Genomic DNA, 23902 nt, shown 5'->3' on the forward strand with positions numbered 1-23902 from the left:
GGGACGGGTCTCGGAACGGGTCTCGGAACGGCTCTCGGTCACGGATTCCGCGGTTGCGTTCGTCGTCATGACCACGATCATGCAACTTAAAGCGAGCTTGAGGTCAAGCGATTACAGTGGGCTCCCATGACCGCCTCCTCCGACGGCCGCCGCACCGCCGGCCCGCACCACAGCGACCTGCTGACGATCGGCCAACTCGCCGACCGCAGCGGCCTCGCCGCCTCCGCGCTGCGCTACTACGAGAGCCTCGGCCTGATCCAGGCCACCCGCACCACCGGCGGCCAACGCCGCTACACCCGCGGCACCCTGCGCCGGATCGCGTTCATCCGCGCCGCCCAACGGGTCGGCCTCTCCCTCGACGAAGCGCGGGTCGCCCTCGACCGCCTCCCCGACCGCCCGGCACCCACCCGCGCCGAGTGGGACCGGGTGGCCGAGTCCTGGCAGGGCCGCATCGACGAACAGATCGCCGAACTCGAACTGCTGAAGCGCAAGCTGTCCGGCTGCATCGGCTGCGGCTGCCTCTCCCTCTCCCGCTGCGCCCTCTACAACGCCGGCGACCGCGCCGCCGAGGCCGGCCCCGGCGCCCGCTACCTGCTCACCCGCGACCCGGCCGCCGGGCCCGAGCCGGTCTCGCCATCCGCCGACGCCTGCGGCGCCGCCCTGGAGGAGCGGTGAAAAGCCTTTGCGGCGCGGTGAAAAGCCTTTGCGGCGCGGCCGCCGGTCTGCCTACGGTGCGCCCGTGCTGCCTTTGGTACTGACGGACAAGGAGTGGGACGCGGTCGTCCCCGACGAGTCGGTCATGCGCCCCGGCGCGGAGGCGCTGTGCGCCCGGCTCGGCGTCGGCGGGCTGCCGCTGGAACGCTTCGCGGAGGGCTCCGTCCCGGTCTACGCGGTCGGCGACGAGCACGTCCTCAAGCTGTTCCCGGCTGCCAGTGCCCGGGACGGCCTCGTCGAGGCGCGCGTCCTGGAGCGGCTGCGGGGCGCGCTGCCGATCCCCACCCCGGTGGTCCGGGAGGCCGGCGAGTACGTCAACGGCTGGCGCTACGTGCTGATGTCCCGGCTGCCCGGCGAGGGCCTGGCGCCCGCCTGGCCGCGCATCCCGCAGCCCGAGCGCGAACGGATCGCCCGTGACTGCGGCGAGGCCCTCGCCGCCCTGCACGCCCTCGACCCCGAACCGCTCGCCGACGCCCTCGGCCCCGGCGACTGGCTCGCCTTCCTCGACGACCGGCGGGCCGACGCCGTCGCCCGCCGGCGCCGACGCGGCCTGCCGGAAGCCTGGTCGGAGCAGATCCCGGACTTCCTCGCCGCCGCCCCGCTCCCGGCGGCCCCCGGACGCGCCCTGCTGCACACCGAGTTCATGCGCGAGCACCTCCTCACCGACCCGGCCGCCGGCTGGCGCCTCACCGGTCTGTTCGACTTCGAGCCCGCCATGATCGGCGACCCCGACTACGACCTCGTCGCCGTCGGCCTCTTCACCACCCGCGCCGACCCGCACCTCCTCGGGCAGCTGCTGGCCGCCTACGGCCGGGCCGTCGACCCGCGCCTGCTGATGGCGTACACCCTGCTCCACGTCTACAGCAACCTGCCGTGGTACCTGAGGGAGTTGAAGCCCTCCGCCCGGACGCTGGACGCCCTCGCCGAGGAGTGGTTCGGGGCCGTCGGCTAGCGGCGCGGATCCGTGCGCAGCAGGCCGTAGCGGACGACGTCGCGCCACTCCCCGTCCCGGAAGGTGAGTGCGCGGTGCACGCCCTCCCGGGTGAAGCCGCACTTCTCCAGCGCCCGCTGCTCGGCGTGGTTGGCGGTCTCGGTGTCCGCCTCCAGCCGCATCACCGGCGAATGCGCGAACAGGTAGTCCACGAGCAGGCGTTGGGCCTCGGTGCCGATGCCCCGGCCGCGCACCTCCGCACGGAGCTGGATGCCGATGTTCCAGTACGGGGCGCCGGGCGCGGCATTCATCCGGCGCCAGGCGACGAACCCCGCGAACCCGCCGCCGGCCCGGACCGCCAGCACCGACCGCTCGTCCGACAGCAGGCCGTTCTCGGCCCAGGTGCGGCGAAACCGGCCGGGATCGCGCCAGCCGTACCACTGGAACGGGCCCAGCTCCTCGGGACTGGCGACCAGCGCCTCCAGCGGGGCGAGGTCCGTCTCGGCGATCGGCTCGAGGAAGATCGGCTCTTCGGTCACACCGACCTCAACGACCGCTCCCCGCACACGAGTTCCTCGGGAGGCGACTTTCCGGGGCCGCGCGGGTCCCGCCACCGTGACGCCCCGTCAGTCCTCTCGTCACCTTGCCCGAAACGTTATGCCGCCCCTCCTCCGGGTGCGCCTGCAGCTCCGCGGAAAGGGCCCTTCCCGACGTGCGGCGGGGCCACCGCCGTGCGCCGGACCGGCCCGTAACCACCCCGTCCCACCACTGCGACCGGGGCCCCGACAGCCCGCCCCACAAGGGATTTCGCGCCGCTCGCAGCCGCCCGCCCGGCCGCCTACGCTCGGCCGCATGAACCGCACGATCCGCACCACCGAGGACGTCCTCGCCCTCCTCGACCGGCTGTTCCCGCCGGCCGAGGCCTGGTGGGACCGTTTCTACGCCGACCGCTCCGCCGACCGCCCGTTCTTCACGCCCGAGCCGGACGAGAACCTGGTCTCCTACCTCGACCGCGGCCTGCTCTCCCCCGACCGCGCACCGGCCTCCCGCCCCGACGACGCGGCCGACGACGCACCCGACCCCGCGCCCGCCCGTGCCCGCGCCCTCGACCTCGGCTGCGGGCCCGGCCGCAACGCGATCCACCTGGCCGCCCGCGGGTTCGAGGTGGACGCCGTCGACGTCTCCTCCGCCGCCGTCGCCTGGGCCGAGGAGCGCGCCCGTGAAGCCGGCGTCGGCGCCACCCTGCGCCTCCACCGGGCGAGCATCTTCGAGGCCGACCTCCCGCACGCCCGGTACGACCTGGTCTACGACTCCGGCTGCCTGCACCACCTCCCGCCGCACCGCCGCGTCAGCTACCTCGCCCTCCTCGACCGCGTCCTCGCACCGGGCGGGCACTTCGCCGTCACCGCGTTCGCCGCCGGGGCGATGGGGTCGGCGCGGCCCGACGAGGAGCTGTACCGACTGGGGGCCCTGGAAGGCGGCCTGGCCTGGTCCCCGGACGAACTCCGCTCGCTGTTCCGCGAGCTCACGCCGCTGGAGATCCGCCCGATGGCGGCCCGGCCGCCGGGCTCCGGACTCTTCGGCCTCCCCTTTCTCCTCACAGGCCTCTTCCAGCGAACTACCAGTCTTTAACCAGCCTCTCATCCACCGCCCCTAGCCTCCGGCCCTATGAACGTCTCCCTGCTGGACGGCTGGTTCCCGTGGACGGTGCAGGCCGCGGCCCTCGTGGTGTTCCTCGGCTCGGTGGCCCGGCGGGACCGGACATGGCTGGTCAGGCGGGGGCCGATCGCGCTCGGGACGGCGCTGGCGGTCACTACCGTCGCCGCCGTCGCCGTGGTGACGCTGAGCGGGATCACCGACCCGATCCCGTACGGGGTGTGGCTGTGGAGCGGGGTGGCGGTCGCGGCCCTGTGCGTGCTCGGGTTCGGCTGGCGCGGCGCGCGGTGGTGGCGGCGACTGCTGGTGGTGCCGTCCGTCCTGCTGGCGCTGTTCTGCGCCGCGAACAGTCTGAACACCGCCACCGGCTACTACCCGACCCTGGGCGACGCGATCGGTGAGCTCAGCGGCGGGCCACTGCCTCAACAGGTCACGCTCGCCGAACTCGCCTCCATCCACGGCAGGACCAACACCGGCCGCATCGTCCAGGTCGACATACCGGACACCACCGGCGGCTTCGCCCACCGCCAGGAGCTGGTGTACCTGCCGCCCGCCTGGTTCCGCAGCCAGACCCGGCCCAAGCTGCCGGTCCTGGAGATGATCGGCGGCGAGTTCGCGGCGCCGGACAACTGGATCCGCTCCGGCAACGCCGTGAAGACCGCCGACGCGTTCGCCGCCCAGCACAACGGCTTCGCGCCGATCCTGGTCTTCGTGGACGCCACCGGAGGCTTCCGGGTGGACACCGAGTGCGTCGACGGCCCGCACGGCGACGCCGAGACCCACCTGGTCAAGGACGTCCCGCCGTTCATCCGGACGACCTTCAACGCCGCCACCGACCCGCACAAGTGGGGCGTGGCCGGCTGGTCGATGGGCGGCACCTGCGCCTTCGACCTGACCGTCGAACACCCCGGTGTCTTCACCCACTTCGGCGACTTCTCGGGCGACAAGGGCCCGTTCATCGGGGACAAGGACCACACCGTCCAGGAGCTGTACGGCGGCGACGCCGCGGCCTGGGCCGCCCACGACCCGCTGACGGTGCTCGCCCACCACCCCAAGTACCAGGGCGTCTCCGGCTACTTCGGCCAGGGCGACGAGGAGCACGGTCAGATCGAGTCCGCCAAGGCCCTGGAGGCGGCCGCCCGGAAGGACGGCATCCGCACCGTCTCCACCGTCGGCTCCGGCAAGCACAGCTGGCAGACCGGCGCCGCGACCTTCGCCCAGGCCCTCCCCTGGCTCGCCCAGCAGCTCGGCGTCCCGGGCACCCACGCGTAGCCGCACGGCTGCCGCCGAGACCCCTCCGACGGGAGCTGCCCCGGGCCGCAGCCTGGGAAAGCCTTGGTGTCGGGGGCCGCCCGCGGTCCGTCCCCCGGTACGGCCGGGGGCACCGTGCGCGCTCGCAGCACCGCGTCCCAGCAGCGGGGATCCGCCGCTCCGGACCGCGCGCAGCCGAGGTCGCGCGCTCCAGGAATCCCCCGCACCCCGCACATGGCTCCCGCCGCGCCCGCACACACGTTCCCCACCACTGCCGTGCAACCACCCCCGCCACCCGGGCGTCCACCGGAATCCCGCTTTGCTCCCGACGGTCGCTTGGCATAGGTTTCGACCGCCGTCGACGCAGCACCGGCGCTGACCGCCCCTCAGACCCTGGGAGGGCGGCGCGGCCAGGAGCCGGACGGCAGTACGTCTACGGGGGAGGAACAGCCATGCCGAGTGCCCGCGACCACGGGTCGCCCGGGCGGCGGGGGCGGACGGGCGGTGCCGCGCACCAGCGGCCCGCGACCGCCGCGCACCCGACCCCGATCCACGCCACCGGACACTTGAGGATTCGTCAGTTGCGCAGCACCCGCCTGGTCACCGCCACCGCCGCAGCCCTCGTCTGCCTGGGCGCCCTCAGCGCCTGCGGACCGGACAACAGCGGCGAGGACGGCGGCAAGACCGCCGCACCCGCTCCGTCCACCCCCGCCGCGACCGGCGCCGCCACCGGAGCCCCCACCACGGGCGCCACCAAGCCGGCCGGCACCGACGGAGCCGCCAAGGGCATCCCGGCCAAGGCCTGGATGGACACCAAGAGCATCCCGATGGACGAGGCCTACCACTACGCGCCGCTGGCGGCCAACGCCAAGCCGCAGACCGGCCCGGTCCAGTTCAAGGGCATGGAGCTGTGCCACGCCCCGATCGCCAAGGACGACGAGTACGGGTTCGCCGGCACCGCCTCCGCGAAGGCCTCGGTCGGCTTCGGCGGTGACCGCTGGACGGCCCAGCAGACCCTGCTCTTCGTCGGCGACCCGACCCACAGCAGCGGCACCAAGCAGACCACCAACATGGTCGACCAGCGCCTGACGGACGCGCTCAAGGGCTGTGCCAAGACCGCGCCCGGGGCCACCGTGAAGGTCAACAGCGCCGATGACGCGCCGTACTTCGCCGCCGTCCTGACGATCCCGCAGGCCGACGGCACCACCGTCACCCTGCACGAGTACGCCGTGACCGACGGCGGGACGGTCAGCGAGCTGTCCGTCTGGGCGACCACCAAGGGCGGCGCCCAGCCCAAGGACGCCTGGAAGGCCCCCGAGGACAAGTACGTCGGCACCGGGATGACCGCGCCGATGTGCGAGGCCCTGCCCGGCTGCGGCTGATCCGCGGGCGCTCCGCCCGGGCGCCCGCACCACCCCACAGACGGCCGTCCGGCCCGTCCGGCACAGGGGACCGGACGGGCCGGGCGGCTCCTTCACGCCCGCCCGCGGTGAACCGGCTTCACCGCGTCAGGGGCGCTTCGGAGCCACGGCGCGAAGGGCGTCGCGGAGCCACGGCGCGAGGGCGCCTCGGATCCGCAGCGCGCCTCACAGCCCCAGGACGCTGAGGGCCGTGGTCCAGTCGCTCGCGATCGCGCCGCGGGCGTCGTCCAGGCCGACCCGGCCGCTGCACACCGCGTTCTTCAGCCTGGTCTCGACGGAGTCCTTGCTCTGCGCCGGCTCGTTGCCGTAACGCGGCTCGGGCCACAGGTTGGCCGGGTCGCGCGGGGCGCCGCCGAGCTCCAGCGGGACGAGGTGGTCCTCCTCGTAGTCGGCCGTGCTGGTGTCGTCGTAGCCGTACTCGGCGATCTGCCGCACCTTCAGCGGGTTGGTGTAGCTGGTCGGCGGGCGGACGGTGGCGGTCCAGCCGGAGACGCAGATGGTCTGCCCGATGGTGTCCTGGGTGACGTCCGGGTTGTACGCACCCGGGGTGCAGGACGGGTCGGGCAGCGGCAGGTAGTCCTGCGAACAACTCGCGCTGAGCGCTCGGGACTTCGCGGTGGCGGCGGTCGCCGGGGCGGCCGCGTGGGCGGTGCCCGCGGCGAGCCCGGCGACGGTCAGGGCGGCCGCCGAGGCGACGACGGTCAGGCGCTGACGGAGCATCATGGGGAAGATCTCCAGGGTCGGCCCGGCCTGTCGCCGGGCAGCTGTGTCCATGACAGCACCGGGCGTGCGACGACCGTCAGTCCCGGGGCGTGAACGCCAGGTGACCTCGTCTTCACAACCGCCGGGGCCGTCCTCCCGGATCGCCCGCCGACCCGCAGGACGACCCCGCAGAACGACCCCGGAGCACGGCCCCGCAGGACGACCCCGCAGCACGGCCGGCAATCAGCCCCGGGACACCGCCAGTTCGATCTCCCGGCCCGGCACGTCACCCGGTACGGGCAGCGCCACGCCGGAGCGTTCGAACCCGACCTTCACGTACATCGCCTCGGCGCGGGCGTTGTCCTCGTGGACGAACAGCCGCACGCGCTCGATCCGGGGCTCGTCGAGCGACCAGGACCAGTCCCTGGCCGCCCGGATGAGATCGGGCGCCAGCCCGGTGCCGCGCGCCTCGGGCCGGACGTAGACGCCGACGACGTGCGCCTGGTCGACCTCGACGGCGTCGCCCTCGAACGCCCCGGGCCCACCGGGCCGTTCGACCAGCACGCTCACCGTGCCGAGCCAGCGCCCGTCCGCGTCCTCGCCGACGAACTGCGCCACGACGGAGCCGGTCGCGGCCCCCCTCGTGCGGTCCTGCCAGAACTCGTCGGGCTTGGCGGCCGCCTGCTCGTGGGTCTCCAGGAAGGCGATGGCCGCGACCGGGTCCCGCAGCGCGTCCAACCGGATCTCCTTGACCCGCGCCCAGTCCCCCTGCCGTACCCGCCTGATGATGATGCTCATTGCATGATCATTTCATCGAATCCGGCAGCCCTCGCAACCCGATTTCACCCTCCGACCCGCACCGGGGGCCACCGCTGCGCGGACCGCCGATCCAGCCGGCGGCGGCCGATCAGGCCGGGTCGACAGGTGCCCCCGCCAGCAACCGCGCCAGCAGCGCCGCCGGCCCCTCCGGCAGGCTCCCATGCACGAGCTCGGTGCGGTGCACCAGCCGGGGTGCGACGATCGGCGCGTACCCGACCCCGGGCACCCCGGCCGGCACCGGCTCGGGCAGCAGCGTGAGCCCGTGCCCGGCGGCGACCAGCGCCAGCAGCCCGTGCAGGTCGGTCCCCCGGTAGCGGGTGGCGGGCCGGAAGCCGTCGACGCCCGCCGCCGCGCGCAGCCGGGCGACCGGCGGGGCGAGGTCGGGGGCGTCCAGCCAGCGGGCCGCGGAGAGGTCGGCGAGCGCCAGGCCGCCGCGGCCCGCCAGCGGGTGGCCGGCGGGCAGGGCGACGACGACCGGCCGCTCGTCCACCGCGACGGTGCGCAGCGGGCCGACCTCGGGCAACGGCAGCGGGTCGCTGGGCGCGGCCAGGCCGTCGATCAGGGCGAGGTCGACCTCGCCGGTGGCGACCTGCGCGGGCAGCACGTCCTGGGCGAGCACCCGGACCTCCGGCTGCACCCTCGGGTACGCCCGGCGCACCTCGCCGAGCGCGCGCCCCAGCGCCGCTCCGACCGCCAGCGCCGTGGCGCCGAGCACCAGCCGGGCGCTCGGGGCACCGGCCAGGCGCGCGACGTCGGCACGCGCCGCCTCCAGGCGGACCAACAACGGCGCGGCGTGTTCCAGCAGCCGCCGCCCCGCCTCGGTCGGGCCGACCGGGCGACGGATCAGCAGCGCCGTACCGAGGTCCGCCTCCAGTGCGGCGATCTGCTGCGAGACCGCGGACTGGGTGTAGCCGAGTTCGCGTGCCGCGTCGGAGAAGGAGGCGAGGCGGGTGACGGTGACGAAGGTGCGCAGCTGCTGGGGATCCACGGCGGCCATCAACCGATCTGATCGAGGTGTAAGAAATCATCGTTGGCGCTGATCTCGGGTGCGGGGTCAGGATAGCCGCATGACCTACCTGACCCCGCGGATCGCCCTCGTCGGCGACCGCTCCCCCGCCGTCCGCTCGCACGCCCGCATCCCCGGCCTGCTCGACGCGCTCGCCGAGCACGACGGCCTCGTCCTGGACGCCTACTGGATCCCGACCGAGGACGCCGCGGCACCCGGCGCCCTGGACGGCTTCGACGCCGTCTGGCTACTGCCCGGCAGCCCCTACCGCAGCGAGGCCGGCGCCGTGGCCGCCGTGCGCACCGCCCGCGAACGCGGCATCCCCTTCCTCGGCACCTGCGCCGGGTTCCAGCACGCGGTCCTGGAGTTCGCCCGCAACGTCTGCGGCCTGGCCGGGGCCGTCCACGGCGAGCAGCACCCCGACGGGGAGCAGCAGGTGATCGCCCCGCTGAGCTGCTCACTGGTCGGCCACGAGGGCGCCGTCGTCATCACCCCGGACACCCTCGCCGAGCGCGTCCTCGGCACCACCCGCACCCTGGAGCGCTACCACTGCGCGTACGGCCTCAACGCCGCCTATCTGGACCGGCTGCGCGCGCACGGCCTGCGGTTCAGCGGCGCGGACGAGTCGGGCGAGGTGCGGATCCTGGAACTGCCGGACCACCCGTTCTTCCTCGCCTCGCTCTTCCAGCCCGAGCTGTCCGGCGACGGCACCCGGGCGCACGCCGTGATCCGCGCGCTGGCCGCCGCCGCCGTGGCCCACGCGGAGTCGTCCGCGCCGGCCGTCGGCGTCTGATCCGGACTCACATCGGCAGTGAGCGCAGCCGCACCGGCCCCTCCGGCCAGTCGGCCCCCGCCGCCAGCGGCGCCCACATGGTACGCAGCGGCATCACCGCGAGCCGGCCCTCCGGCTGTTCCACCGTCACCTCCGGCGTCACCTCCCGGAAGCCCATTCCCCGGTAGAACGCGGTCAGCGGCGGCCTGCAGAACAGCAGCGCGCGCCGATGGCCGAGGGTGCGGGCGTGGTCCAGGGCGGCCCCGACCACGGCGTGCGCGAGGCCGCCGCCGCGCCGGTCGGGGGCGACGCAGACCCCGCCGACGCCCATCGCCGTCAGGTCGGTGCCGCCCGCGGTGAGCGCCAGGGGCAACAGCCCGGTGTGGGCGACGAGCCGGCCGTCGGCGGCCCGGACGCCGAAGTGGATCTCCTTGGGCAGGAAGGTCAGCCCGGTGTACGCGACCCCGTACGGGTCGTCCCCGGGGCCGAGGATCTCCTCCTGCTCGGCGCGGGAGTAGCGCTCCAACCGTTCGACGGCCACGTGCGGCTCGGTCAGGTGCCGGTCGGTCAGGTGCCGGTCGGTCCGGTGCGGGTCGGCCGTGGGCGACCCGGTCGACTGCGGCCCGGACGAAAGATGATCATTCATGCCGCCATGCTCTCCCCACCGGGCTCCTCGCAACAGCCCCTTCCCGGCCACACGGTCGGACGATCATCCCGGTCGGACCCCGGTGTGGAAGCATGCCCCTCATGCAGCACCTCACCGACCGGTCGGCCGTCGATCCCGACGCGCCGCCGCCCTGGCCGCCGGTGCGCCTGCCCCGCCCGGTCCGGGCCCTCGCGCCGACCGCCCTGGTCCTGCTGGTGCTCGTCCCGCTCGCCGCGAACGACCCGGACTTCGGCCCGACCACCTCACCGTCGGTCAACGCGGGCCTGATGGCGTTCGGCGCCCTCGCCCTGGCCCTGCGGCGCCGGCATCCGGCGGCGGTCACCGCGGCCACCCTGATGAGCGGTCAACTCCCGCTCGCCGTCGCCCTCTACGGACTGGCCGCGCGGCGCGGCACCACCGCACTGCTGTACGTCCTGGCGGCCGCGGCCGAACTGCGGCTGGTCGTCCCGTTCGACCTCGGGGACGTCACCACCCCCTCGTCGCTGGCCGGCCTGATCGAGGACCCGCTGGTGTTCGGCGCGGTCCCGGTCCTCCTCGGGCTGACCACCCACCACCGCGCCCGCACCGTCCGGGTGCTCGCGGAGCGCAACCGCTTCCTCGGCGAGCGCAACCGGCTGCTGGAGGAGGCCCGCCGGCACGTCGAGGAACGCGCCGCGGCCGCCGAACGCTCCCGGCTCGCACGGGAGATGCACGACGTGGTCTCCAACCGCGTCTCGCTGATCACCCTGCACGCGGGCGCCGGCCAGGTCGCCCGGGCCGAGGACCCGGCCGCCGTCCGGGAGACGCTCGGCCTGATCCGCACCCTCGGGCTGCAGGCGCTCACCGAACTGCGCGGCCTGCTGGGCGTGCTGACCACGGCCGCCGACCAGGCGCCCTCGCTGCGCGGCCTGCCCACCCTGGTCGAGGAGTCCCGGCAGGCCGGGCTGGCGGTCGGACTGACCGTCACCGGCCCGGCCGACGGGCTGCCCGCGCCCGGGCCCGCCGTGCAGTACGCGGCGTACCGGATCGTCCAGGAGGCGCTGACCAACGCGCACAAGCACGCCCCGGCGGCCGAGGTCGCCGTCACCGTCGAGGTCGGGCCGGACGGGCTGCGCCTGGCAGTGGTCAACTCCCCCACCGCGGCGGAGTCCGACGGGCCCACGGGCGGCTGCGCCCCAGGGGCCGACGGAGCCGGACTGCCCTCCGGCGGCCACGGACTGACCGGCATGCGCACCCGGGCCGGCGATCTCGGCGGCACCCTGGACGCCGGGCCGACGGCCGAGGGCGGCTTCGCCGTCCGGGCCAGGCTTCCGCTCGGCGTCGGCCGGACCGGCTGACCCGGCCGACCCTGCTGACCGGGCCGACCCTGCTGACCGGGCTGACCCTGCTGACCCGGCGCAGGTCCGGCTGTCCGCGCAGGGCCGGCCGAACCGGCACGGGCCCGACCGCCCCACGGCTCAGACCGCCCCGCGGCTCAGACGGCCGCGCGCTCTGCCAGCTCCGTCCAGACCTCGTCCACCCGGGCCGACAGCTCCGCCAGCCCCCGGCCGTTGTCGATCACCAGGTCGGCGATCGCCAGCCGGTCCGCCCGCGAGGCCTGCGCGGCCATCCGGGCCCGGGCCTCCTCCTCCGCCATCCCGCGCAGCCGCACCAGCCGGTCCAGCCGCACCTCGTCGGCCGCGTCGACCACCACGATCAGGTCGAACAGCGGCGCCAGCCCGTTCTCGGCCAGCAGCGGCACGTCGTGCACCACGACCGCGTCCGGCGCGGCCGCCGCCTCCAGCTCGGCGGAGCGGGCCCGCACCAGCGGGTGGACGATCGCGTTCAACGCCTTCAGCCGCTCCGGGTCGGCGAACACGACCGTCCCGAGGGCCGGGCGGTCCAGCGCGCCGTCCTCCCGCAGCACCTGCGGGCCGAACTCGGCGACCACGGCCGCCAGACCGTCCGTCCCGGGGGCGACCACCTCGCGGGCGATCACGTCGGAGTCCACGATCACCGCGCCGTGCGCGGCGAACAGCCGGGACACCGCGCTCTTGCCCGCGCCGATGCCGCCCGTCAGTCCGATCTTCAGCATGGCGTCAGGCTACCGGCGCCGCACCGGGCCCGTCAGCACCGGGCGGCACCCGGGGAGCGCGGGCTTCACCCCGATCGCACCCCGATCGCATCCCGGTCGCGCCCAGCGGTCAGCCCAGCTCCAGGCTCTCCCCGTCCCCGAGGACGGCCAGCTCCGCGCCCGTGCCCGGCCCGTCCGGTCCGACCAGTCGGCTGTGCACGGCGAACCCGGCCGGGCTGAGCACCGCCTCGTGGATCGGCACCGCCCGGTGCGGCCCCGCCTCCCGGACGTAGTCGACCACCTCGGAGACCTTGGTCCACGGCGCCGCGAGCGGCAGCAGCAGGGTGTCCACGGTGTGCGGCGGCACGGTGAACGCGTCGCCGGGGTGGAAGAGCCGGCCGTCGAAGAGGAAGCCGATGTTGCGCACCTGCGGCATGTCCGGGTGGATCACCGCGTGCCACTCGCCGTGCACCGAGACGCCGAGGCCGCCGAGCTCGAAGGCGTCCCCCTCGCCGACCGCGGTGACCCGCTGCGCGACGCCCTCCAGCTGGGCGGCGACGGCGGTGTTGGTCCACACCCGCAGGGCCGGGTCGGCCTCCAGCGCGGCGCGCAGCCGGGACTCCTCGAAGTGGTCCATGTGCTCGTGGGTGATCAGGACGGCGTCCGCCCCGGTCAGCGCGACGGGGTCGGTGAACACCCCGGGGTCGACGACGACGGTGGTGTCGCCGTGCTCGATGCGTACGCAGGCATGTCCGAACTTGGTGATTCGCATGCTCGAAACCCTACAGCAAAGCTGTACAGCAATGCTGCAGATCTTCCGGGTAGACTTCTCCCATGCCCAGCGAAGCCCCGCACCCGGACACCCTGGAACTCGCCGCGGACCTGCGCGCCGCCCTCGGCAGCCTGGTCCGCTCCCTGCGCGACAACGACGAGCTGCCGCAGAACCAGGCCGCCGTCCTCGGCCTGCTGGTCCGCGACGAGCGCTCCTGCACCGTCGCCGAGCTCGCCGACCTCCAGCGGGTCCGCCACCAGTCGATGGCCCGCACCGTCGCCCTGATGGCCGAAGCCGGACTGGTCACCCAGCAGCCCCACCCCACCGACGGCCGCAAGCAGCTCATCGCCGCCACCGAGGCCGGCCGCGCCGCCCTCCTCGACCAGCGCGCCCGCCGCGAACACCACATCGCGGCCGCCATCGAGTCCCGCCTCACGCCCGCCGAGCAGGACCGGCTCCGTGCCACGGTCGACCTCCTGCACCGCCTGTCCTGAGCCGCCCGCCCGGCTCCGGCCGGGGGCGTCCGTGCCCGGCACGGACGCCGGGCACGAACGCCAGGCACGGACGCCGGGGACGGACAGCTAGGCCTTCACCAGGTCGGTGCTCACCGGCTCGCCGGGCGCCGAGTCGCTCACCGGCTCGCCGGCCACCGGCCGCGGTGCCGGGATCACCGCCGGCTCGATCTCCGGCAGCTCGACGTGCTCGCTCAGCCCGAACCGCCGGTGCAGTCGCCGCAGCGGAGCGGGCGCCCACCAGTTGAACTCGCCGAACAGGCTCATCGCGGCGGGCACCAGCAGACAGCGCACCAGGGTGGCGTCCACCGCGACGGCGACGGCCAGCGCGATACCCATCTGCTTGACCATCAGCATGTCCCCGAGCGCGAACCCGGCGAAGACGATCACCATCAGCAACGCCGCCGAGGTGATGATCCGACCACTGCGCTGGACGCCCAGCTCCACCGACCGGGTGTTGCTGTGCCCCTTGTCCCGCAGTTCCTTGATCCGGGCGAGCAGGAACACCTCGTAGTCCATCGACAGCCCGAAGGCGAAGGCGAAGACCAGCACCGGGATGAAGGTCTCCAACCCGCCGGCCGGACTGAACCCCAGCAGCCCGCTGAACCACCCGTCCTGGAACACCAGGGTGAGCGCGCCGAGCGAGGCGCCGAGGGAGAGCAGGTTCATCAGCAGCGCCTTGACCGGCATCACCACCGAGCCGGTCATCAGGAACAGCAGCACCAGCGTGCCCGCCGCGACCAGCCCGAGCGCCCACGGCCCGCGCGAGAGCAGTTCCTTCTGGAAGTCGACCACCGAGGCCGCGCCGCCGGTGACGTAGGTCTTCAGCCCGCCGCGGTCCGCCCGCAGCTCCTCGACCACGTGCTTGGCCTGCCCGCCCTGCGGGTCCCCCTTCACCAGCACGTCGATGGTGGAGACGGAGTCGCTCACCGGGCTGACCGCCCGTACCCCGCTCACCCCGGGCAGCTTGGCGACCACGTCATCGGCGTACGCCTGCGCGACCGTCGCACCGCCCTCGACCACCACCGTGACCGGCGCGGCCGAGACCTGCGGGAAGCGCTGGTCGACGGTCTCGGTGACCTGCCGCCCCGCCGAGGAGGCGGGCAGCACGGCGGCGCCCGAGTTCCGCATCTCGGCATGGAGGAACGGCGCCCCGGCCGCCATCAGCAGCGCCACGGAGGCGAGCGTGACCAGCACCGCCCGCTTGCGGACCCGGCGGACGGTCCGGCTGAAGAACCCCTCGTCCGGTACCGGAGAGGTGGGCGTCTTGATCCGGGAGCCGGCGAAGCCGAGCAGCGCGGGGATCAGTGTCAGCGCGGCGGCGACGGCGATCACCACCACGCTCACCCCGGCGGCGGCGACCGCCCCGAGCACCGGACTGGTGAAGACGAACAGGCCGGACAGCGCGACGGCCACGGTCAGCCCGGAGAAGGCCACGGTGCGCCCGGCGGTCGCCGCGGTGCGCTCGACGGCGGCGGCGATGCCCGCGCCGTGGCCGCGCTCCTCGCGGAAACGATTCACCATGAGCAACGCGTAGTCGATCGAGAGCCCGAGCCCCAGCACGGTCGCGATCGGCAGCACGCTGGTGTCGATGTCCATGATCCGGCTGAACCCGAACATGGCCAGCAGCGCGCCGCCCACCGAGGCGACCGCCCCGATCACCGGCAGCGAGGCCGCCGAGAGCCCGCCGAAGACCAGCACCATGACGACCAGCGTGAGCGGCAGCGTCACCATCTCGCCGAAGCGGGTGTCCTTCTCGGTCTGCTTCTTGACCTCGTCCTGCAGCACCAGGTCCCCGCCGACGGTCACGTGCGCGCCGCCCGCGCCGTTCAGCGCGGCGAGCCGCCCGGTGACGGCGTCGGTCTGCGCGGTGGTCGCGGTGTCGGCCATCCGTACGGTGACCAGGCCGGCGTTGCCGTCGGCGGAGCGCAGCGCGGCCGGGGCCGGGCCGGGGCCGTACGCGTCGAGGCTGGAGGAGACCCCGGGCAGGGCGGCGATCTCGGCGGTGGCCTTCTCGACGGCGGCCTTGACCGCCGGATCGTCCACCGGTTTGCCGTCCACCACGGCGGTGACGGTGCCCTTGACCGGGTCGGCCGCGGTGACCACCGCGCTGCCCCGGTCAGCCTCGGCACTGGCGGAGGAGGCCCCCGCCACCGATCCTTCGAAGACCCGGCCGCCGATCAGGACGCCGACGACCAGGACGACGGCCCAGAAGCCGAGCACCCAGCGGCGGTGGCGGAAGCAGAACCGGCCGAGGGCCGCGAGCCGGCCGCCGACCAGCGCGGTGGCGGGGGCAGCGGAGGAGGGGTTTCGCATAAAGGAGCCTTTCGGGCAGCTCCACTCAATGTAGGCGGAACCCGAACTTCGACCTAGGGAAGGGCGATGAGCCCCATCTCACACTTTCCTTCACATAAAACACACATAAGTCAAAGCGGAAAACCAAATGGGCCCCACCCGGAATTCCGGGTGGGGCCCATCTGCTAGCTATCGGCTAGCGGGAAGCGAGAGCCTCAGCTCTGGCCACCGGCCAGCTTCTCGCGCAGGGCGGCCAGGGCCTCGTCGGAGGCCAGGGCGCCGGAGCCCTCGTCGCTGCTGGACGAGTAGGAGCCACCGGCGGCAGCGGCGACGGCGTCGCCACCCTCCTCGGCAGCCTGGGCGTCGGCCTCGCGGCTCTTGATGACCTGGGCCTGGTGCTGCTCGAAGCGGGCCTGCGCCTCGGCGTACTGGCGCTCCCACTCCTCACGCTGCTTCTCGAAGCCGGGCAGCCAGTCGTTCGCCTCGGGGTCGAAGCCCTCCGGGTAGATGTAGTTGCCCTGGTCGTCGTACGAGGCGGCCATGCCGTACAGGGTCGGGTCGAACTCGACCTCGGCCGGGTTGGCACCCAGGGCCTCGTTGGCCTGCTTCAGCGACAGGCTGATGCGACGACGCTCGAGGTCGATGTCGATGACCTTGACGAAGATCTCGTCGCCGACCTGGACGACCTGCTCCGGGATCTCCACGTGGCGCTCGGCCAGCTCGGAGATGTGGACCAGACCCTCGATGCCCTCGTCCACGCGGACGAACGCACCGAACGGAACCAGCTTGGTGACCTTACCCGGGACGACCTGACCGATCTGGTGCGTACGGGCGAACTGCTGCCACGGGTCCTCCTGGGTCGCCTTCAGCGACAGGGAGACGCGCTCGCGGTCCATGTCAACGTCGAGAACCTCGACGGTGACCTCCTGGCCGACCTCGACAACCTCGGACGGGTGGTCGATGTGCTTCCAGGACAGCTCGGAGACGTGCACCAGGCCGTCGACGCCACCCAGGTCCACGAAGGCACCGAAGTTGACGATCGAGGAGACGACGCCGGAGCGCACCTGGCCCTTCTGCAGGGTGGTGAGGAAGGTCTGGCGGACCTCGCTCTGGGTCTGCTCCAGCCAGGCACGGCGGGACAGGACCACGTTGTTGCGGTTCTTGTCCAGCTCGATGATCTTGGCCTCGAGCTCCTTGCCCACGTAGGGCTGGAGGTCGCGGACGCGACGCATCTCGACCAGCGAGGCGGGGAGGAAGCCGCGGAGGCCGATGTCGAGGATGAGACCACCCTTGACGACCTCGATGACGGTACCGGTGACGATGCCGTCCTCTTCCTTGATCTTCTCGATCGTGCCCCAGGCACGCTCGTACTGAGCGCGCTTCTTGGACAGGATGAGACGACCCTCCTTGTCCTCCTTCTGGAGAACCAGGGCCTCGATGTTGTCACCGACGGCGACGACCTCGTGCGGGTCAACGTCGTGCTTGATCGAGAGCTCGCGGGACGGGATGACGCCCTCGGTCTTGTAACCGATGTCGAGGAGGACCTCGTCACGGTCGACCTTCACGATGACGCCCTCGACGATGTCGCCATCGTTGAAGTACTTGATGGTCTCGTCGATGGCGGCGAGGAAGGCCTCCGCGTCGCCGATGTCGTTGACCGCGACCTGCGGGGTGGTGCTGAGGGAGGAGTCGGTGGGGCTCGTCATTAGGAAAAGGGCTCCGGTACGGACATGAAGTCGTAGGTAATGCCACGCGGAGGGCCCGTATCGCTCCCACCGAAAACCGGGACAGCCCAAGACGCGGCCCACCGGTTTTCCCGCACAGCGAGAACCGGCGTCCGTCTTGCGACCGTGGGGTCTTCGACAGAATGCGAGCGCGACCTGCTCCGTCTGAGGCGCGCAGGCCCGCAGCGCAACTTGTAGCATACGGGGACGGCCAGGCACGGTCAACGCCAAGAACGGCAAGACGGTGGAGCCCGGTACGGATCAGGCCATATCCTCCGGATGCGCACCTCTCGGCGGCGCCCGCAGGGAGCCCTTTCCCCGGATGCCACCGCCAGGATCCGGGCCCTCTCGGGACCGGTTCTCGGCAGCGGCGCTTCCGCATTCCATACCCTACGCGATGGGCATTGTCACCGTGGCCACCACCCCCCAGTCAGACCTCCACGATCTTGACGCATCCGCCGAGGAGGGCGACGACGACGCGGTGCGGCGCGAGGCCGGCACCGGGGAAAGCAGCCGCGCCAGCCGGCACTGGTGGGACCGCAACGCCGACGAGTACCAGGACGAGCACGGCGAGTTCCTCGGCGACGACCGCTTCACCTGGTGCCCCGAAGGCCTCGACGAGGCCGACGCCCGACTGCTCGGCGACGTCGCGGGCAAGGACGTGCTGGAGATCGGCGCCGGCGCCGCCCAGTGCTCGCGCTGGCTCGCCGGCCGCGGCGCCCGCCCCGTCGCCCTGGACATCTCCTACCGCCAGCTCCAGCACTCCCGCCGGATCGACCTCGGCCGCGGCGTCGTCCCCGTCCCGGTCGTCCAGGCCGACGCCGCCGTCCTCCCCTTCGCCGACGGCGCGTTCGACCTCGCCTGCTCCGCCTACGGCGCCGTCCCGTTCAGTGCCGACACCGCCGCCCTGATGCGCGAGGTGCACCGGGTGCTGCGACCCGGCGGACGCTGGGTGTTCTCGGTGACCCACCCGATCCGCTGGGCCTTCCCGGACGAGCCGGGCGTCGAAGGCCTCACCGCGATGTCCTCCTACTTCGACCGCACCCCCTACGTCGAGCAGGACGAGCAGGGCCACGCCACCTACGTCGAGCACCACCGGACCATCGGCGACCGGGTCCGCGAACTCGTCGGCGCGGGCTTCCGGCTGCTGGACCTGGTCGAGCCCGAGTGGCCGGCCGGCCTGGAGCAGGAGTGGGGCGGCTGGTCCCCGCTGCGCGGGCGGCTGATCCCCGGCACGGCGATCTTCGTCACCGAGCGGGGCTGAATCGTCTTGCTGAACCCGGCCTGGCGCGACCTGCCCGTCCGCACCGCCCTGCCCGCGCTCCACGACGCCCTCGACGGGCACGGCACCGCCGTCCTCGCCGCCCCGCCCGGCACCGGCAAGACCACGCTGGTGCCGCTCGCCCTGGCCGGACTGCTCGACGACGGCCGGCCGGTCCGCCGGGTACTGGTCGCCGAACCACGCCGGCTCGCCGTCCGGGCCGCCGCCCGGCGGATGGCCTGGCTGCTCGGCGAGACGGCCGGCGGCCGCGTCGGGTACACCGTGCGCGGCGAACGCCGGGCCGGGCCGGACACCGTGGTCGAGGTGGTCACCACCGGCGTGCTGCTCCAGCGGCTCCAGCGCGACCAGGAACTCCCCGGCGTGGACGTCGTCGTGCTCGACGAGTGCCACGAGCGGCACCTGGACGCCGACACCGCGCTCGCCTTCCTGCTGGACGTCCGGGCGGCACTGCGGCCCGAACTCGGGCTCGTCTGCGCCTCGGCCACCTCCGACACCGAGGCCTGGGCCGACCTGCTCGGCGGCGCCCCGGTGGTGGAAGCGCACGGAGTCTCCCACCCGGTGGACGTGGTCTGGGCGCCCCCGCCGCGCGCCGTCCGGCCCGCGCACGGCACCCGGGTCGACTTCGCGCTGCTCGACCACGTCGCGTCCGTCGTCCGGCGGGCCCTGGACGAGCGCGACGGGGACGTGCTCTGCTTCCTGCCCGGCGTCGGCGAGATCGCCCGGGTCGCCGGGCAGCTGGGCGGGGTCGCCGGGGACGTGCTGCAGCTGCACGGACGCGCCCCACAGGCCGTCCAGGACGCCGCGCTCACGCCCTCCCCGCAGCGACGGGTGGTGCTCTCCACCGCCGTCGCCGAGTCCTCCCTGACCGTCCCCGGCGTCCGCGTCGTGGTCGACGCCGGGCTCGCCCGCGAGCCGCGCACCGACCACGCCCGCGGCCTCGCCGGGCTGGTCACCGTCCGCGCCTCCCTCGCCGCCGCCCGCCAGCGCGCCGGGCGTGCCGGGCGCGAGGCCCCGGGCACGGTGTACCGCTGCTGGAACGAGGCCGAGGACGCCCTCGCCGCCCGCTTCCCCACCCCCGAGATCGCCCTCGCCGACCTGACGTCGTTCGCCCTCCAGGCCTCGTGCTGGGGCGACCCGGACGCCACCGGCCTCGCCCTGCCCGACCGGCCCCCGGCGGGCGCGATGGCCGCCGCCCGGCAGACCCTCCGGGCCCTCGGGGCCGTCTCCGCCGACGGCCGGGCGACGAAGCGCGGCGTGCGCCTCGCCCGCACCGGGCTGCACCCGCGACTGGGGCGGGCCCTGGTCGACGGCGCGGCCGCCGTCGGCGCGCGGCGCGCGGCCGAGGTCGTCGCACTGCTCTCCGAAGAGCCCCCGCGCGCACTGGGGGACGACCTCGGCGCGGTGTGGCGGACGGTCCGCTCCTCCGGTGATCCCTACGCCGGGCGCTGGCGCGACGAAGTCCGCCGCCTGCAGCGGGCGGCGGGCGACGAGCCTGCCACCGCACTGGACGACACGGCCGCCGTCGGCCTCGTCGTCGCCCTGGCGTTCCCGGAGCGAATCGCGAGGGCGAGGGTCGAACGCCCGGCGCCCGGCGAGCGCAGCCCGTACCTGATGGCCTCCGGGACGGCCGCCGAACTCTCCCCCGGAACGGTCCTGGGCACCCTGCCGTGGCTCGCCGTCGCCGTCGCCGACCGCCCGGCGGGATCACATTCCGCGCGGGTGCTGCACGCCGCGGCACTGGACGAGTCCACCGCCCGGCAAGCCGGAGCGGCCCTGCTCGACGCCCGCGAGGAAGTCCACTGGGACACCCGGCGAGGTGAAGTCGTCTCCCGGCGGGTCGAATCCCTCGGCGCCATCGAACTCGCCGAGAAGCCGCTGGACCGCCCGGACCGGGCACTCGTCCGCGCCGCCGTCCTCGAAGGCCTCACCCGCGAGGGCGTCAGCACCCTCCTGACCTTTCCGTCCAACCTGCGCGAACGCCTGGCGTTCCTCCGCACGGCGATCGGCGACCCCTGGCCCGACGTCTCCGACGAGGCGCTGCTGGAGCACGCCGAGGAATGGCTGGAGCCGGAACTGTCTCGCGCCCGCCGCCGCGCCGACCTCGCGCGGATCGACACGACGGCGGCGCTGCAACGCCTGCTCCCGTGGGCGAGCGGACAGGCCGGGCGGCTGGACGAGCTGGCACCCGAACGCATCACCGTGCCCAGCGGCTCGAAGATACGAGTCGACTACAGCACCGAACGCCCAGTACTGGCCGTCAAGTTGCAGGAACTCTTCGGCTGGAAGGCCGCCCCGGCCCTGGCCGGCGGCCGCATCCCGCTCACCGTGCAGCTACTGTCCCCCGCCGGCCGCCCCGCCGCCATCACCGGCGACCTGGAGAGCTTCTGGCAGAACGGCTATCAAGCCGTGCGAGCGGATCTGAGAGGCCGCTACCCCCGCCACCCCTGGCCCGAAGACCCGACCACCGCCGAGCCCACCAAGCGCACCAACGCCCGCAAGTGACCCGGGAGTCGAACAACGTACGGCGATCAACGCACCACGGGGATCTCCCCCGAGCGCCAGTCGGCCAGCCGCCTGCGGATGTTCGACACCATCGGCAGCCCGTCCGTTTCGGCCGGGGTGAACCATGCCACCTCGTGGGACTCGTCGGATACCCGCAGCTCCCCGCCGAGCGGGCGTCCGAGGAGGCAGATGGAGAACTCCTGGCGGACCTCGCCGTCGTCGTAGGCGAAGACGTGGCGGGGGTCGGTGTAGGTGCCGACGATCCCGGTGATCTCGATGTCGATGCCGGTCTCCTCGCGCGTCTCGCGGATGCCGCACCCGGCGAGCGACTCACCGATGTCCATCCTGCCGCCCGGCAGGGCCCACATCCCGTTGTCGGTCCGGCGCTGGAGGAGGACGCGACCCGCATCGTCGACCACGACGACGGACGCGGCCGGGACAAGGGAGTTGGCCTCGGGAGCGTTGGGGTCGTCCTCGTAGTCACGCCTGGACATGACCCACCACCTCCGTCACCGGGATCGATACGTCTCGCCCCTTCGCCCACAAGTCCTCGACGTGGCCTGCAAAGCGATCGAACACGCCGTCGTCCTGGGCACGCCTGAAATGCATCATCGGGGCGTCATGGCCGATCCTACCCGGCAGCAACGGCGTGACGATCATGTCGTCGTCGAAGCGAAAGACGCTGAGTGAGACGTGTGCGGTCTCGAATCGCGCCTCGATCGACGTGTCCCGTAGCTTGGCCAACTCGGACAGGGTGACCTCGATTCGGGTCGAAAGGCTCAGCGGCACGCCCTCCTCCAGCTCACGCTGACGGGTGACCGGATGTCCGGGCTCACCAAGGATGAAGCGGACCTGGACGCCAGCCTCCGCTTTCTGTCGGAGCAAGCTGCCGAAGTTCGCGTGCTCCAGCCACAGGAAATAGTTGGTGTACCCCGCGAACGTCATCTCCCGGGTTGTCCCCCTTATCAGCTGACGCCACAGCGAAGCCGGTGCCGCCGACCGGTACGGATACATCTGCACCAACTCCCGGTCCGGCCCTGACTTCACCAGCTGCTGCACGGATGGCCAGAGCACGGTTTCCTCCTCGCCGAGGGCCCGGCTGGCCGCTGAACGGTGTCGGGCATGCGGCTCACGCGAGGGGTTCGCGAGCCACCGGTCAACGGTCTTGGGATCGACACCGCACACCCGCGCGAGCTTGGACGAGGTCATATTGGCACGGGCCATTGCGTCACGGAGGGGGCTGTTCACCGACCAACCTTCCACATGAGGGACGTTTCAAGGTCTACCAGCTGAACGTCCTAAATGTCCCCCGAACGCGGTATGACGTCCCGTCATATGGGTCGACCATTTCGAGCGTGACAGAAGCCACACCGCCTGCCCGCAGCAAGCACATTCCTTCCGCGCCACCCGACCATGACCAGTACAGCCGCGTGCAGAGCGTCTTCGATGCCCTCCGCCACTTCAGCTTGACCGTGCTGGGCTGCCTGTCAGAACACCGGCGGTCGACCCAGCTTCGCCATCAGCCACACCGTGCTCCACCGCATCGGCCGACGCGGAGGACAGGGCGTCCGTACGCCCTCGAAGAAGCCGGACCACCACGCCTTGAGACCGGACAGCGGCGGCCGGCGGAGCACCGTGTACAGAGCCCAGGAGGTGAGGTAGACCGGCACGAGAACCGCCGGAAGGTGACGCTTGGCCAGCCACACCCGGTTGCGGGCCGTCATCCGGAAGTACGCGGCGTGCCGGGCCGGATCGGTGCGGGGGTGCTGCAACACCATGTCGGCGCGGTAGTCGATGCGCCAGCCGGCGTCCAGGGCGCGCCAGGCGAAGTCCGTCTCCTCATGGGCGTAGAAGAACGCGTCGGGGAACATTCCTACTTGGTCGATCACGCTCATCCGAATTGCGTGTCCACCGCCCAGGAACGTGGTGACCGGGCCGGACTGCATCGGGTCGCTGGCGCCGAGACGGGGGACGTGCCGACGCTGCGTGAACCCGGTCTCGTCCGCGATGCGGAAGGACACGATTCCCAGCTCCGGGCTCTGTTCGAAGGCTTCCCGGACCAGCTGGAAGGTATCGGTGCGCGGCAGAAGGCCGTCGTCGTCCAGAACGACCAGGACGTCAGTTCCCCCCAGTTCGCGCAGCCGCTCGACACCGGCGTTGCGGCCCCCGGGGATGCCGAGGTTCTTCGTCAGCTCCACGGCGTCCACCCAGTCCGGCAGTTCGGGCAGACTCATGCCCTGCCCGAGCACCACCGTCCGCACACCCCTGCTGCCGCCGTCCTGGGCCCGCACAGAGTCCAGCAACGCCGCCAGCTCCGCAGGCCGGTTTCCCATCGTGAGCACCACCACGCCCAGCGTGACGCCCATCGCACTCGAACCCAACGTGAGAGCCCTCCAGGATCTCGTCGGCACCGCAACCTGGGCATGCGCCGCTGCGCGTGCCGACCGGGACGGGCCAACGCCTGGGCCACAGATCCGGGTACCCGGGTCACCATCCCACACCGCCCGTCCCTGCTTGGTCCCCGAAGGCTCTTGTTCACCCGTAGGAAGGTTGTCGGCACCGTCCACGGCGCCCGACGCATCGCCGGGGTCCCGCTCCTGATGCAGCTGCCCGCCCACTTCACTGCGGCGGCCTGTCATGACTGCCGACGCCGACCCGGCGGCCTCCTTCCCCTCCGGGGCGTCCCGACGCCGGGAGGCTGATCAAGGACTCGGCCGGAGACGGTTCCCAAGGCCAAGCCTCCGAAACCGCGGTCCGACCCTTCGCTTCAGCAGCAGTCGCCCACCGCTTCGCGCACGTCGCACTCCATTCGCATGCCCCCTCCATCCCTTTGAGGTGCTTCCG

Annotated in this window: 22 protein-coding genes; 10 read left to right on the forward strand and 12 right to left on the reverse strand. The window is 73.2% G+C overall.

All coding sequences use genetic code 11. From position 1 onward, the window contains the following. The first annotated feature begins 126 nt into the window (after nucleotides 1-126). Entirely contained in the window at nucleotides 127-675 is a 549-nt protein-coding gene (gene soxR, locus ABTY56_RS03770; protein ID WP_350626166.1) for a redox-sensitive transcriptional activator SoxR, read from the forward strand. Between the two features lie 64 nt (nucleotides 676-739). Then, entirely contained in the window at nucleotides 740-1666 is a 927-nt protein-coding gene (locus ABTY56_RS03775) for a phosphotransferase family protein (protein ID WP_350626168.1), read from the forward strand. Here the strand turns inward: ABTY56_RS03775 and ABTY56_RS03780 are convergent. Next, the gene (locus tag ABTY56_RS03780; RefSeq protein ID WP_350626170.1) at nucleotides 1663-2184 is read right to left on the reverse strand and encodes a GNAT family N-acetyltransferase; all 522 of its coding nucleotides are present in this window, start codon (nucleotides 2182-2184) and stop codon (nucleotides 1663-1665) included. The two genes, ABTY56_RS03775 and ABTY56_RS03780, sit on opposite strands and share 4 nt — an antisense overlap. A 313-nt stretch (nucleotides 2185-2497) precedes the next feature. Here ABTY56_RS03780 and ABTY56_RS03785 point away from each other — a divergent pair, with 313 nt between their 5' ends. From ABTY56_RS03785 to ABTY56_RS03795, 3 genes are all read left to right on the forward strand, one after another. After that, entirely contained in the window at nucleotides 2498-3277 is a 780-nt protein-coding gene (locus ABTY56_RS03785) for a class I SAM-dependent methyltransferase (protein ID WP_350626172.1), read from the forward strand. A 36-nt stretch (nucleotides 3278-3313) separates the two neighbouring features. After that, nucleotides 3314-4573: an alpha/beta hydrolase gene (locus tag ABTY56_RS03790; protein ID WP_350626174.1), complete on the forward strand. Its 1260-nt coding sequence runs from the start codon at nucleotides 3314-3316 to the stop codon at nucleotides 4571-4573. Between the two features lie 560 nt (nucleotides 4574-5133). Next, complete coding sequence (locus tag ABTY56_RS03795) at nucleotides 5134-5934, forward strand: hypothetical protein (RefSeq protein ID WP_350626176.1); 801 nt, start codon at nucleotides 5134-5136, stop codon at nucleotides 5932-5934. A gap of 204 nt (nucleotides 5935-6138) precedes the next feature. Here the strand turns inward: ABTY56_RS03795 and ABTY56_RS03800 are convergent, their stop codons facing one another. The 3 genes from ABTY56_RS03800 to ABTY56_RS03810 form a co-directional block, all read right to left on the reverse strand. Beyond that, nucleotides 6139-6747, reverse strand: a complete 609-nt coding sequence (locus ABTY56_RS03800; protein WP_350626178.1) for a hypothetical protein — start codon at nucleotides 6745-6747, stop codon at nucleotides 6139-6141. Nucleotides 6748-6918: 171 nt separating this feature from the next. After that, on the reverse strand, nucleotides 6919-7473 hold the full coding sequence (locus ABTY56_RS03805; RefSeq protein ID WP_350626180.1) for a GNAT family N-acetyltransferase: 555 nt from the start codon (nucleotides 7471-7473) through the stop codon (nucleotides 6919-6921). A gap of 109 nt (nucleotides 7474-7582) precedes the next feature. Continuing rightward, nucleotides 7583-8491 carry a LysR family transcriptional regulator gene (locus ABTY56_RS03810; protein ID WP_502893012.1) on the reverse strand — a complete coding sequence of 303 codons (909 nt, stop codon included), beginning with the start codon at nucleotides 8489-8491 and terminating at the stop codon, nucleotides 7583-7585. 70 nt (nucleotides 8492-8561) lie between these two features. On the opposite strand from ABTY56_RS03810, the gene ABTY56_RS03815 reads away from it, so the two are divergent. Next, entirely contained in the window at nucleotides 8562-9293 is a 732-nt protein-coding gene (locus ABTY56_RS03815; protein WP_350626182.1) for a CTP synthase C-terminal region-related (seleno)protein, read from the forward strand. Nucleotides 9294-9300: 7 nt separating this feature from the next. Here ABTY56_RS03815 and ABTY56_RS03820 read toward each other — a convergent pair whose 3' ends face one another. Then, nucleotides 9301-9918 (reverse strand): GNAT family N-acetyltransferase, encoded by a 618-nt coding sequence (locus tag ABTY56_RS03820; RefSeq protein ID WP_350626184.1) that lies wholly within the window; start codon nucleotides 9916-9918, stop codon nucleotides 9301-9303. Between the two features lie 101 nt (nucleotides 9919-10019). Between ABTY56_RS03820 and ABTY56_RS03825 the strand changes: the two genes are divergently transcribed. Continuing rightward, nucleotides 10020-11255 (forward strand): sensor histidine kinase, encoded by a 1236-nt coding sequence (locus tag ABTY56_RS03825; protein WP_350626186.1) that lies wholly within the window; start codon nucleotides 10020-10022, stop codon nucleotides 11253-11255. Nucleotides 11256-11392: 137 nt separating this feature from the next. Here ABTY56_RS03825 and coaE read toward each other — a convergent pair whose 3' ends face one another. Together coaE and ABTY56_RS03835 are read right to left on the reverse strand one after the other, a co-directional pair. Continuing rightward, nucleotides 11393-11992 (reverse strand): dephospho-CoA kinase, encoded by a 600-nt coding sequence (gene coaE, locus ABTY56_RS03830; RefSeq protein ID WP_350626188.1) that lies wholly within the window; start codon nucleotides 11990-11992, stop codon nucleotides 11393-11395. A gap of 109 nt (nucleotides 11993-12101) precedes the next feature. Next, on the reverse strand, nucleotides 12102-12743 hold the full coding sequence (locus ABTY56_RS03835) for an MBL fold metallo-hydrolase (RefSeq protein WP_350626190.1): 642 nt from the start codon (nucleotides 12741-12743) through the stop codon (nucleotides 12102-12104). Between the two features lie 62 nt (nucleotides 12744-12805). On the opposite strand from ABTY56_RS03835, the gene ABTY56_RS03840 reads away from it, so the two are divergent. Next, nucleotides 12806-13237, forward strand: coding sequence for a MarR family winged helix-turn-helix transcriptional regulator (locus tag ABTY56_RS03840; protein WP_350626192.1), 432 nt, complete (start codon nucleotides 12806-12808; stop codon nucleotides 13235-13237). Between the two features lie 87 nt (nucleotides 13238-13324). Here the strand turns inward: ABTY56_RS03840 and ABTY56_RS03845 are convergent, their stop codons facing one another. Together ABTY56_RS03845 and rpsA are read right to left on the reverse strand one after the other, a co-directional pair. Further along, a complete protein-coding gene (locus ABTY56_RS03845) occupies nucleotides 13325-15571 on the reverse strand; it encodes an MMPL family transporter (protein ID WP_350626194.1) in 2247 nt (748 codons plus the stop codon). A gap of 194 nt (nucleotides 15572-15765) precedes the next feature. Further along, a complete protein-coding gene (gene rpsA / locus ABTY56_RS03850; protein WP_030061640.1) occupies nucleotides 15766-17256 on the reverse strand; it encodes a 30S ribosomal protein S1 in 1491 nt (496 codons plus the stop codon). A 415-nt stretch (nucleotides 17257-17671) separates the two neighbouring features. Between rpsA and ABTY56_RS03855 the strand changes: the two genes are divergently transcribed. Then, nucleotides 17672-18538 carry a class I SAM-dependent methyltransferase gene (locus ABTY56_RS03855; protein WP_350626196.1) on the forward strand — a complete coding sequence of 289 codons (867 nt, stop codon included), beginning with the start codon at nucleotides 17672-17674 and terminating at the stop codon, nucleotides 18536-18538. A gap of 6 nt (nucleotides 18539-18544) precedes the next feature. Further along, entirely contained in the window at nucleotides 18545-21058 is a 2514-nt protein-coding gene (gene hrpB, locus ABTY56_RS03860) for an ATP-dependent helicase HrpB (RefSeq protein WP_350626198.1), read from the forward strand. Nucleotides 21059-21084: 26 nt separating this feature from the next. Here the strand turns inward: hrpB and ABTY56_RS03865 are convergent, their stop codons facing one another. The 3 genes from ABTY56_RS03865 to ABTY56_RS03875 form a co-directional block, all read right to left on the reverse strand. Continuing rightward, complete coding sequence (locus tag ABTY56_RS03865) at nucleotides 21085-21552, reverse strand: NUDIX domain-containing protein (protein ID WP_350626200.1); 468 nt, start codon at nucleotides 21550-21552, stop codon at nucleotides 21085-21087. Continuing rightward, a complete protein-coding gene (locus ABTY56_RS03870) occupies nucleotides 21539-22306 on the reverse strand; it encodes an XRE family transcriptional regulator (protein ID WP_350626202.1) in 768 nt (255 codons plus the stop codon). The genes ABTY56_RS03865 and ABTY56_RS03870 overlap by 14 nt, the downstream gene beginning before the upstream one ends. A 239-nt stretch (nucleotides 22307-22545) precedes the next feature. Next, a complete protein-coding gene (locus ABTY56_RS03875; protein ID WP_350626204.1) occupies nucleotides 22546-23424 on the reverse strand; it encodes a glycosyltransferase family 2 protein in 879 nt (292 codons plus the stop codon). Nucleotides 23425-23902 lie beyond the last annotated feature (478 nt).

This window comes from Kitasatospora sp. NPDC097691 (assembly GCF_040302665.1).
In the GTDB taxonomy this organism is placed as follows: Bacteria; Actinomycetota; Actinomycetes; order Streptomycetales; family Streptomycetaceae; genus Kitasatospora.